We start from the raw sequence: 10,799 nt of genomic DNA on the forward strand, positions 1-10,799 counted from the left end.
CTCTCCAAAAGAAAGTGGATTGGCTTTGTAAGCTTCGGCGCCGACACCAAACGTGTCAAGCAGCCTCCGCTTTTCGTATTGTCTAGCTTCGGCCGCTATCGGCTCGCGACGCTTCGGTCCTGCTGCGGCGGCGATAGCCTCCTCGCAGACCCTCCAGCGCGTTTCGTCGATAGGCAAGCGGCCTCAGCCTTTCGTTGCGCTTCGTTTCGTTCAGTTTTCAAGGAACAAGATAAACAGCTGCAACCACAAATTTGTTGCGATAATCAACGTTGCGTAAGCAGCCTCTTTATATTAGCATCACATCTTTTTGTTGTCAACCACTTTTCGCTGTTTTACATATTGAAATTACACAGTTGATCAGCGACGCTATTTAATATATCATCTCCACCCACAAAATGCAATACCTTTTTTCTTTTTTGAAATACTTTTTTCTCCACCAAGTTCCCCATGCAAAAACATAGTTGCTCATTCTTGTTTAAAGAATGATCTGTTTACCGCCGTGAATTGACACTACCCAAAGTTCAAATTTTGACATAAACACCTTTCTTGTTTCAATACACTGACATATCGCGTCATGACCACAGTGTCCTATGCATATATTTTTCCGATAGAGTTGAGGCGCCACCATATTGCCAAAGGAGGTTTTTTCCTTATGATCCGCATTTTGTCGTCACCGGCTAGCATCGGTATTACCGATTCCTTGTCCCTTCCGCCCGCTGAACAGCGAATCGCTGATGCGCTTGTTTCTTCCCCCGTCCTCTATACGTACCCGAATGAACAGCAGCTTCGCTTTGAAATTGCATTGCGCGCCCGCATTGTTCAAGCAGCCGTGGATTTAGCAAAAAGCCGAGCGCGGTTTGCGATTTTCCGTTTTTCCCGCTGCAACAGCCAATTTTGGGAACGAGATGAGCGGGGCGGGTTTCAGCTGCGGCCGGGCGTTCCTCCTTCAAAAGCGATTGGGGACATTTTCATCAACAGCGAACTGTACGCTTTTGAATGCGCGACAGCCATCGTGATCGTCTTTTACAAAGCGGTGCTCGACACCATTGACACATCCGCGTTTGATCGCCTGTTTGACCGCTTGCTTCTGTATGATTGGCATACGGATCGAGACCTTGGTATTCAAACGAAAAAGAGCAAACATTTTCTTCCCGGAGACTGCCTTTACTTCAAAAATCCAGAATTTGATCCAGCGACACCGCAATGGCAGGGAGAGAACACGATTTACTTAGGAGACGGTTTGTTTTACGGACACGGCATCGGCATTCAAACAGAAGACGGTATCATTGCCGCTCTAAATCGAAAACGAAAACGGGGGGCAACCAAATCGGCTTATCTTCTTTCTGAAATTACGCAGGTCAACTTCGCTTATTTATCCCAGTTTTCCCGGCCGCTGGACGGATTCCGCTTTCCGCTCCGCTCGTCGTTTATCGCTGGGACGCTAGGGTCGGCCGCCTTCTTGCGCCGTTAGCGTCCCTTTTTCGTTTTTCTCCCACAAATACAGCCCGATTCCTGTTAAAATAAAAATACCGCCGATCCACTGCAAAGGGCGGATGGATTCACCAAACAGCCAGTAAGCCAAAACGGAAGCTCCGACAGGCTCAAACAAGATGGCCATTGATACCGTTGAAGCGCTCACCCACTTGACCGCCCAGTTCATCACCGAATGGCCAAACAATGTCGGGATAATGGCCAAACCGAGGAAACAAAGCCAATCTCTCGGTGGGTATGCCGTTAAGGAAAAACCGGATAGGACGGCATACGCATACAATGTGGCAGCACTGATGCCGTAGACAAGATAAGTATATGTCATCAACGACAGCCGTTGGCGCAGCTCTTGACCAAACAGCCAATAAGCCGTCACCATTGCGCAGGCCGACAGCGCCAACACATCTCCATAAAGCGCCGCACCGCTGATGCGAAAATCGCCCCAGCTGATGAGAAGGCTTCCGACAATGGCCAAAACAGCGCTCCCGACCGCGCCGCTGGTCAGCCGTTCGCGAAAAAAAAGCGCACCTCCGGCGAAGGCAAACAGCGGCTGCAACGTCACGAGCACGACTGAGCTGGCAACAGATGTATAGTCAAGCGATTCAAACCAAAGAATAAAATGAAATGCCAACAGCACGCCCGAACAAACCGAAAACAGCCCATCACGCCGGGAGATGTGCTTGAGTTCGGTAATGCGGCGAAAAAAGAACGGTGTCATGATGATGACAGCGAAAAACAGCCGATAAAAGGCGATGACCGCGGACGGCGCCTGCGACCACTTGACAAACACAGCCGACGTTGAGACGGCGAGCGCTCCAACCAACAAGGCCGCATAGGCTTGGGTATGGCTTGGCGGTTTCACGATTCCATCTCCTTGCCAACCATTTTCCTACATTATATCACGAACGGGGGGAGAACGAATGATGTTTGATCCATTCCTTAAATTAGGGATTTCGGCCATTCTTGGCATGATCATCGGACTGGAACGGGAGTTGAAGCGAAAACCAGTCGGTTTGAAAACGTGTTTGGTCATTTCGATTTCAAGCTGCCTATTGACGATCGTTTCGATCGAATCGGCGTATGTCTTCCCGCTTAAAGACCATATCACAATGGATCCGCTTCGCTTGGCCGCACAAATCGTATCAGGCGTCGGTTTTTTAGGAGCGGGCGTTATTTTACGCCGCGGCAACGACAGCATTACTGGGCTGACAACAGCCGCCATTATCTGGGGGGCGGCAGGAATTGGCGTGGCAGTCGGCGCCGGTTTCTATTGGGAATCGGCCTTTGGTGTCGCTCTGCTCATTGTTAGCGTTGAACTGATTCCATTTTTAATTAACTTTTTCGGACCGAAGCAGCTGCGTGAAAAAGAAGTAATGCTGCAAATCACCGTTGCCGATGAAAAAAACATTGCCAAAGTGATCGAGCATTTAAAGCGACAAGAAATCAATATTAAAACGATGCGCATCAAAGACGTCGAGGAGAATGAACATTTGTTGAAGCTGCGTGCTGTTATCGATCAAAAGCGGTCAACTGCTGAACTGTATTACGCCATTCGCTCCATCGAAGACATTGTCCACGTCGATATCGAAAGCGGTTGATAAAAAAAGATTGCAAACCACCCGTCATCTGGATATAATAGAGCATGGGCAATTCATCCATGTTCGTTTGGGGCATTAGCTCAGTTGGGAGAGCGTCGTGCTGGCAGCGCGAAGGTCACCGGTTCGAGCCCGGTATGCTCCATCGAAAAAAACCCTTGCTACGCAAGGGTTTTTTCCGTTTTGAGGCGGTTGTTGACGAATGGTCGACGAACTCCATCAACAATTGCCCTATATCGTCCTATTTTATCGGAAAGCAATATGGTAAAATCCTTGTAACAATGGGTTTTTTCATGAACCCTCGTCGGCCAGCGGTCATTTTCCCCCGGGTGGAGGGCAAAATGTTGTCCATGGAGCTTTCTAAGGCTGGTGAAGAACGGCTGAGCCCATTCATCAATGGGAGAATGTGCGGAAAAGAGGAACGATACAACAAGGTTTTTCTAATTGTAAAGGCATATCCACGATGAAATCACCAGCCTCTTCTACAAAAATACCGAACGGACGCGGATTTTCATCCTCGGGTGGAGGGCAAACCATTGCCCATGGATCTTTTCCGTATTTGACGATTTTGCCTTCCACCGCGCACGCTGAACCGTCGCGAAGGTCACATGCTCCATTCAGAAAAACCCTTGTTTGGCAAGGTAGATTTCACGCTGAAAATCGTAGAAACGACTGGAGACTACGTTCAAAGCGCAAGATCGTCATGTGCTTTCATGGCGACCTAGCTGGAATGTTGCCGAAACGGAGGGAGAGCGTTGAAGCAAATCGCCATTTTGTTGCTTTGCCTGATGATAGTATGGCCGGACTCCGTGTCCGCCCATCCGGGCTCATTGGACGAACTAGGGGGGCATTTCCGCAACAGCGATTGCACATATGTGCTGCATGAACCAACGGCATTAGCCAAACAGGCGAAAACAAAAGCGGAGTTGGTCAAGCTCATTCAAACCTATAACAGCAACGAGCGATGCAAACGGAAGCTCACCCCGGAACGCATCGACTTAGACGGACACGCGCTCGGCGGGAAGGATAACGCTGTTTCGCTGCGGCTCGGCCGCACATACAAAGCAACATTAACTCAATGCATCGACGGGGACACCGCCAAGTTTCGTGTCAACGGCCGCGTATACACGACACGCTTTTTGTTCATCGACACACCGGAAAGCACGATTGAAATCGAGCCGTACGGCAAAGAGGCGAGCCGGTTTACGTGTTCCCGCCTGCAAAAAGGGAAGGTGGTGCTTGAAACGGACGGAAATACGCTGTTTGACCGATATCATCGTCTGCTAGCCTGGGTATGGGTTGACGGCCGCCTGCTGCAAGAAGATCTCGCCAAGGCCGGACTCGTTGAAGATTTTTATGACTATGGCCGCTACAAATATGAATCGCGCGTCCGCAAGGCGCTTGAAGAAGCCAAACGGAACGGCATCGGCATGTACGGTGAACGGTCTGTCGCGAAACATGAACAGGCTCGTTCGAAAACAAAACAGGAAGGGGCGACGAACACAGCTCCGCAAACCGAAAGCGAGACGGAGCCAACCGATCGTGCGCCTAGCCGCAAACAAGAAACGGCCGCTTTCGAGCGATCCGGCCTTCCGCTTCTTTATCCATTGCTTGGCGCGGCAGCAGCCGTAGCGGTATATTGGCTCGTCCGCCAGCTGAGGAGATGACAAAGAGAGGGTGTCCCAAAAGGATCGGGATCCCCTCTTTTACGTGCTGACTGCTTCTGCCGCACGATCGGTTGTGCCGATCTTGAAGGCAGACAACCTTTTGGGTCGGCCTTTTTGGCTGGAAAACGAATCTCCCTGATGTTCGTGAAAACCCGGCGCTGGAGGGCGATGATATTCATCCCCCAATGAGTTTCCACTGCTTTACAAAAACGCACCTTTCATCCAAATGCCTTTTCTCCCGTCGCCACAAAGCCAAGTCAATCATTGCCTCGGAAGCAACGCTTCAATGCCGGCAGCATCTTCATGCACCGCCCGTCCTTGTGTCCCTTCGAGCCGGCGAAAGCCGTATGGCTCCAAGCGCGCAATCTGTTCATCGGTCAGTTCGCTGTAGGCAATGACCGACGATGTGCCGGATGACTTGTAAATCAAATTGCCGGTCACCGGGCATTGAAACGCATCGGCGACAAATCCTTCTCCGTCTTGAATCGTAAACAGTCGAATGGGCATCACGTTCATGTCATTCCCTCTTTGTTTGCATCGTCATGTTTATCACTGCCCTGTCTATATCGATTCTATACAAGCCGCTTGCCGACGATGACCAAATCGCGTTCGATGCCGTCAAGCTCAGCAACGCGCGGAAAATAGCCCCATCGTTCAAACCCGAAGCGGGCAAACAACCGCAAGCTTGGCTCATTATGGGCAAAAATAAAGCCGAGCAGCGTCTTCATCTCCAAATCCGGCGCCTTGTCGACCGCTTGCTTGAGCAGCTTCGTTCCCAACCCTTGGCCGCGGTGTGATTCGGCAATATAAATGCTCACTTCGGCCGTATGGCGGTACGCCGGGCGGCCATAAAACGATTGGAAACTGAGCCAGGCGCAAATCTCGCCGCCATCTTCCACCACCCAGAGCGGCCGATGGTGAGGATCATGCGCTTCAAACCACGCTTTCCGGCTTTCCACCGACACCGGCTCCAAATCGGCCGTCACCATCCGGCTCGGGATCGTTTCGTTATAAATGCGGACAATGTGCGGCAAATCCGCCGCCGTTGCATCACGAATCAACCATCTCTCCATCCTGCATCCCTACCTTTTTTCCATAAGCATTTCGTTTCCAAAAGCGGAAACAGCGGGAGTATAATCATAACGATGCACAGGGAAAGAAAGGAGAAAACCATGAAACGCCAGCTCGTTGTATATGTTGTGTTGCTGGCCGCGTTTCTCGGCCCTTTCACCCAAACGATTTTACACTCCCATTTTACCAGAAGCGAGGACCGCGTTCGCGACTTCTTCTTTTTTGATCAACTTGACGATTTCGATTTTCACCTTTTTTCCTTGCGATGATGGAAATCGTCTACGGACCGCTCACCGACCGAAAAGGGCGGCGCGCCGTGCTGCTCGGATTTATGCGGTATTATTCGCTTTACAACTTTCTTGTGTTTTTGCCCGGCATTTTGACCGACCGTTACGGATTATCGGCGCAAGAAAAAGGAACGGTGTATTTGGCCATGTCGTCGATGATTGTGATCGGCAGTTTTCTTGGCGAGCAGCTTCAAGGGCGCTTTCCGGAGCGGCGCACCATCTTGACGACGACGTATTTGACGACAGCGTCCATTTTTTTCTTCCTGCTCACCGCCTGGCAGTCGCTTGAGCTGCTCGTTATTGCCATCGCCATGTTCGGCTTATTTTTGGGCCTTTCGCTTCCGGTGCAAACCACTGTGTTAACGAACGTCTTTCAGGCGAACCGCTCGACGGCGATCGGCGTGTACAACTTTTTCCGCTATATGGGCATGGCGTTCGGACCGATGATCGGCAGCACGCTGTTGGCCGCTGGTGGGGACCGCCTCGTCTACGCGGTCGATGACGTCCTCTTTTTCGCCTGCGCCCTCTTCCTGACGGCGCGCATCGCCCGCGCCGCCAAGCGTCACTCCTCGGCCTAGCCGCCGTGAGGATTTCCGACCCCGGCAAAAGCGTCCCGTTTTTGGTTTCGTCGGAAAGCCAAGCACCGTGGCGAAGGGCCCGCCCATTCCATTTCTCTAGCCGACCTTGCCCGTTTCTGGCGACAAAGTCGACAGGCAACGAAAGACTCGCCAACCGAGCCTCCTTGCCAAGACGAACCCTCACAAAAACGAAAACGGCGTGAATGTGGCCAGGCCAGACTCACGCCGTTCTTGTTTTCGCCCACGAGCCGATGTGGCGTGGCGAACCCCCCATTCTTCTATCCAACCAACACAAGCCACCCAAAGAAGCCGATGACGTCAGAGCAAGGAAGCGAAGCGGCCGCCGATGGGCAAAAGACTTCCTCCACCTGCCGCGCCATCCGTCCCCAGACGGCCGACTCCCCGCTTCCTTACGCCCTTTTTTTCCGCCATTTCATCAACGTCTCATAAACGATCGGGACGATGATTAACGTCAGCAACGTTGAGCTCGTCAACCCGCCGATGACGGTCACTCCGAGCCCTTTCGAAATCAACGCGCCACCTTCCATTCCTACTGCGAGCGGAAGCAAAGCGCCGATCGTGGCAATCGCCGTCATGAAAATCGGGCGCACCCGCGTACCGGCCGCTTCCAAAAGTGCCTCGCGCGTCGACAGTCCTTCGCGTTCTTTATGAATGACACGGTCAATCAAAACGATGGCGTTCGTAACCACGATACCAATCAACATCAACATGCCGATCATCGCCGATACGCTGATCGTCTCACCGGAAACGAACAAGGCGAGCAAGGCCCCAATGACAGTAAACGGCAGCGAGAACAAAATCGCAAACGGCGCCAATCCGCCCCCAAATGTCACAACTAATACAAAATAAACGATCGCTACAGCAGCGAGCATCGCCCACCCAAGCTGGGTAAACGATTCTTGAATGTCTTCAGTCACACCTCCCATCTGAATATCGACTCCCGACGGCAAGTCGAGTCGCTTGAGTTCTTTCTGTACGGCCGCTGACACCGCTGCAACATCCTTCGTTTTTACTTCCGCCGACACGCTCGCGTGCACTCGTCCGTCATCCCGTTCAATTTCGCTGTACGTATACCCTTTTTTCACCGTCACGAGATCTTTGATCGGCACTTCGATACCAAGCGGCGACGTGATCGTGTTCTCCAGCAAATCGGCAATATCCGCGTACCGCTTGTTTTCATCGGCAAGGTAGACGCTGAGGTCTTCACCATCTTGCTTGACCGTCGCAATCGCTTGGCGTCCACCTTTTTCGGACAAAGCGGCAGCCACTTGTGCCGCCGTCAGCCCTAGTTCGCTCAGTTTGTTCTGGTTGGCGGCAAGCGTATATTCTTCAAAGCGGGCAGCCATGCTCGTTTTCACGTTCACCAGCTCCTCATGGCCGCGCAACAGATCGGCCGCTTGGCGAACGATCGGTTCAATTTCTTCCATGCTGCTTCCATACACGTTTAGCTCGAGAACGTTTGATGTCCCTGAACTCGAGGCGTCTTGACTTTGCCATTCTCCTTTGTCTTTGCGCTCATCAAGCGCCTTCATCACCCGTTCTTTCTCTTCGGCAAACCGTTTCACATCGTGGTCATACTCGACGTAAAACAACGCCGCGTGATCTTGCCCCGGATTCATCGGATTGCCCCCGCCGACAGAAAGTTGAATGTTTTTGACCCCTTGGCGCTGTTCAAAAAACGATTCTACCTCTTTGGCGATGCGCTCCACTTCATCGACCGTTTGTCCTGGGGCGGGGCTGTACGTGACGACAATCATCTTTTGCTCGTCAGACGGCAAGAAGCTGACGCCGACACGCGGAACAAGGAATAAACTGGAGATCAAAAGCAACACCGCCGTGCCGCTGACAATGAACTTATGATCGAGCGACCAGCGAAGCACCCGTTTGTACCAGAACGCTAACGTCTGTTTCCGCTCCCGCACACGAACGTCCTTCGCAGCAACTCCCTTGCTAAACAGCGAGTGAGCGAGCGCCGGAACAACGGTGACGGCGACAAGCAGCGAAGAAAGCAAGGCGAACACAATCGTCAGGGCAAACGGCAAAAACAATTCACCAACCATTCCTTTGACCAATCCGAGCGGCAAAAAGACAGCAACCGTCACAATCGTCGATGACGCGATCGGGATAAACATTTCTTTCGTGGCCGAAGCGATCAATTCTTTCCCGCTAAGTGATTCGCCGGGCAGCGTCATGCGCCGGTAAATATTTTCCACCACGACGATCGAATCGTCTATCACACGGCCGATCGCCACCGTCATGGCGCCGAGCGTCATCAGATTGAGAGTAATATCCATCTCCCGCAGCAACAAAATCGCCATCAGCAACGACAGCGGAATCGATACGACCGAAATCAATGTCGTGCGAATGTTGCGCAAAAACAGGAAGATGACAACGACCGCAAACAGCGCACCAAACACCGCTTTGTCCACCATCGTGTTCACCGAATCTTCAATCGGCTTGCCTTGGTCAAACACCGTGATAATGCGCAAGCCGTCAAAGCGTTTTTCAAGATCTTTGCTCTTTTCCTTAACAGCGTTGACGACCGTCACCGTATTGGCGTCTTGCGCCTTGACCACTTGCACGCCGATCGATGGCTTGCCGTTCGTCCGCGAAATCGATTCGGCTTTGGCAACGACTTTCACTTCAGCCAATTCGCTCAGCGGAACGGAAGGAATAGCCGCAGATCGACCCGTTTGACCAACCGCGCTGTTTTCCGCCCCTCGCGCATCCCGCCCTTGGGGACCGGAACCGGCACCCGGCGCTAGAGCCGCAGCTCCTTGGCCCCCGGCTTGCCCGTCGATCGCGCTTCCTTGCCCGCGACCCTCGACTTCGGCGCCAACCACCGGCGACGGCGCCGCCCCAGCCCCCGAAACGATCGGAATGCGGAGCGCTTTTAAGTCGTCGATCGTTGCGATGCGACCGTCAATGACGACCGATTTTTCCGTATCGCCAAACGTGTACAAGCCGAGTGGAAGAGAAACGGCCGAGGCTTGAATAACATTGATGACCGATTGTTCAGTCAGCCCATACCGCTTTAACTTCTGTTCATCAAAACGAATGTTCACTTCTTGCATTTGTTGGCCGGCGACCTCCACCGAATCAACGCCGTCGATGCCCTCTAACTCGGGGACGATCTCACGCTCGACGATCTTCGTCAGTTCGGCCAGCGAGCGGTGGCGGTCGGTAATGCTCAATGAGATGACGGGAAACGCCGAAAAGCTGATCCGCGACACGTCCGGCTCTTGCACCCCGTCAGGCAGCTGTAAATGACTGAGCGCCTCTTTCACTTCATTTTGCGCCGTTCCCATATCCTTGCCAAAATCATATTCAATTTGCACAAATGACGCGTTCTGAAAAGAAGAGGAGCGGACCGCTGTGACGCCGTCCAAATGTTCCACCTGCCGCTCAATCGGCTGTGTCACCTTCTTATCCACTTCCTCCGGCGTCGCTCCCGGATACACTGTCGAGACGGAAATGAAGGGCACGTTGATGTTCGGAATCGTCTCAAGCTTCATACCTACTCCTGAATACAGCCCAGCCACGGCGACAATAAGTGTCAAAATCCAAACAGCGAGCTTGTTGTTAAGCGAAAATTGAATGATGCTCCTCACCCGTTTCTCCTCCTTACGTCCATCCTCATCGCTTCACACCTCTTGACTATATGGTCACAAATTATATACTAATTGACCAATTAGTCATTTGTCAAAATACGAATCCCCTTCCTTGGAAACGGAAAAGCACCGTTTCATTCCCACTCGCTGACAAACGATCTTCTTTGCATTCCAGCTTATCACACCACCTCCTCCTTTTGTCGTGTACCAACGCCCCATTTCCATTACGCTTTAAGCTGCCGTTAGGATTCAATCGTTTGAGAATCAAGGAAACGTTCCATAGGCAAGCGTCCATCTTCCACTCGGGGATAAAAAACCTCGCGCCGGTCCTGCATTTTCACGGAAAGTTCCATGGACAGCGATCTACCCTCCACTCAAACATAAAAATCCGCGCCAGTTCCGCAGTTTCACGGAAAAGATCCATGGGCAACGTTTTGCCCTCCACCCAGGGATGAAAATCCCCCTTTTCTTCCCATAATGA

General features: G+C 52.1%; 8 protein-coding genes and 1 tRNA gene. 5 read left to right on the top strand and 4 right to left on the bottom strand.

Annotated features, from left to right (window positions below; genetic code table 11):
- The first annotated feature begins 652 nt into the window (after positions 1–652).
- Complete coding sequence (locus tag B4113_RS03075) at positions 653–1,471, top strand: protein-glutamine gamma-glutamyltransferase (protein WP_033844452.1); 819 nt, start codon at positions 653–655, stop codon at positions 1,469–1,471.
- Here the strand turns inward: B4113_RS03075 and B4113_RS03080 are convergent.
- The gene (locus B4113_RS03080; protein WP_033844453.1) at positions 1,442–2,350 is read right to left on the bottom strand and encodes a DMT family transporter; all 909 of its coding nucleotides are present in this window, start codon (positions 2,348–2,350) and stop codon (positions 1,442–1,444) included. The genes B4113_RS03075 and B4113_RS03080 overlap by 30 nt on opposite strands.
- Before the next feature lie 58 nt (positions 2,351–2,408).
- Between B4113_RS03080 and B4113_RS03085 the strand changes: the two genes are divergently transcribed.
- From B4113_RS03085 to B4113_RS03095, 3 genes are all read left to right on the top strand, one after another.
- On the top strand, positions 2,409–3,086 hold the full coding sequence (locus B4113_RS03085) for an MgtC/SapB family protein (RefSeq protein ID WP_033844454.1): 678 nt from the start codon (positions 2,409–2,411) through the stop codon (positions 3,084–3,086).
- 69 nt (positions 3,087–3,155) lie between these two features.
- A tRNA-Ala gene (locus tag B4113_RS03090) sits at positions 3,156–3,228 on the top strand.
- Positions 3,229–3,838: 610 nt separating this feature from the next.
- Positions 3,839–4,750: a thermonuclease family protein gene (locus tag B4113_RS03095; RefSeq protein WP_033844505.1), complete on the top strand. Its 912-nt coding sequence runs from the start codon at positions 3,839–3,841 to the stop codon at positions 4,748–4,750.
- A gap of 261 nt (positions 4,751–5,011) precedes the next feature.
- Here the strand turns inward: B4113_RS03095 and B4113_RS03100 are convergent, their stop codons facing one another.
- Positions 5,012–5,266 (bottom strand): hypothetical protein, encoded by a 255-nt coding sequence (locus tag B4113_RS03100; RefSeq protein ID WP_033844506.1) that lies wholly within the window; start codon positions 5,264–5,266, stop codon positions 5,012–5,014.
- A 56-nt stretch (positions 5,267–5,322) separates the two neighbouring features.
- Positions 5,323–5,823, bottom strand: coding sequence for a GNAT family N-acetyltransferase (locus B4113_RS03105; protein WP_081897253.1), 501 nt, complete (start codon positions 5,821–5,823; stop codon positions 5,323–5,325).
- A 266-nt stretch (positions 5,824–6,089) separates the two neighbouring features.
- Between B4113_RS03105 and B4113_RS18425 the strand changes: the two genes are divergently transcribed.
- Entirely contained in the window at positions 6,090–6,686 is a 597-nt protein-coding gene (locus B4113_RS18425; protein ID WP_231559858.1) for an MFS transporter, read from the top strand.
- Between the two features lie 410 nt (positions 6,687–7,096).
- Here B4113_RS18425 and B4113_RS03115 read toward each other — a convergent pair whose 3' ends face one another.
- The gene (locus tag B4113_RS03115; protein ID WP_033844507.1) at positions 7,097–10,318 is read right to left on the bottom strand and encodes an efflux RND transporter permease subunit; all 3,222 of its coding nucleotides are present in this window, start codon (positions 10,316–10,318) and stop codon (positions 7,097–7,099) included.
- Positions 10,319–10,799: the final 481 nt, after the last annotated feature.

Source organism: Geobacillus sp. B4113_201601 (assembly GCF_001587475.1).
GTDB lineage: Bacteria > Bacillota > Bacilli > Bacillales > Anoxybacillaceae > Geobacillus > Geobacillus icigianus.

Bases quoted from the DNA above. Each gene is read 5' to 3' on its own strand.
- B4113_RS03075 (WP_033844452.1), top strand. From the start codon at position 653: ATGATCCGCATTTTGTCGTCACCGGCTAGCATCGGTATTACCGATTCC.
- B4113_RS03085 (WP_033844454.1), top strand. From the start codon at position 2,409: ATGATGTTTGATCCATTCCTTAAATTAGGGATTTCGGCCATTCTTGGC.
- B4113_RS03100 (WP_033844506.1), bottom strand. From the start codon at position 5,266: ATGAACGTGATGCCCATTCGACTGTTTACGATTCAAGACGGAGAAGGA.
- B4113_RS03105 (WP_081897253.1), bottom strand. From the start codon at position 5,823: ATGGAGAGATGGTTGATTCGTGATGCAACGGCGGCGGATTTGCCGCAC.
- B4113_RS18425 (WP_231559858.1), top strand. From the start codon at position 6,090: ATGGAAATCGTCTACGGACCGCTCACCGACCGAAAAGGGCGGCGCGCC.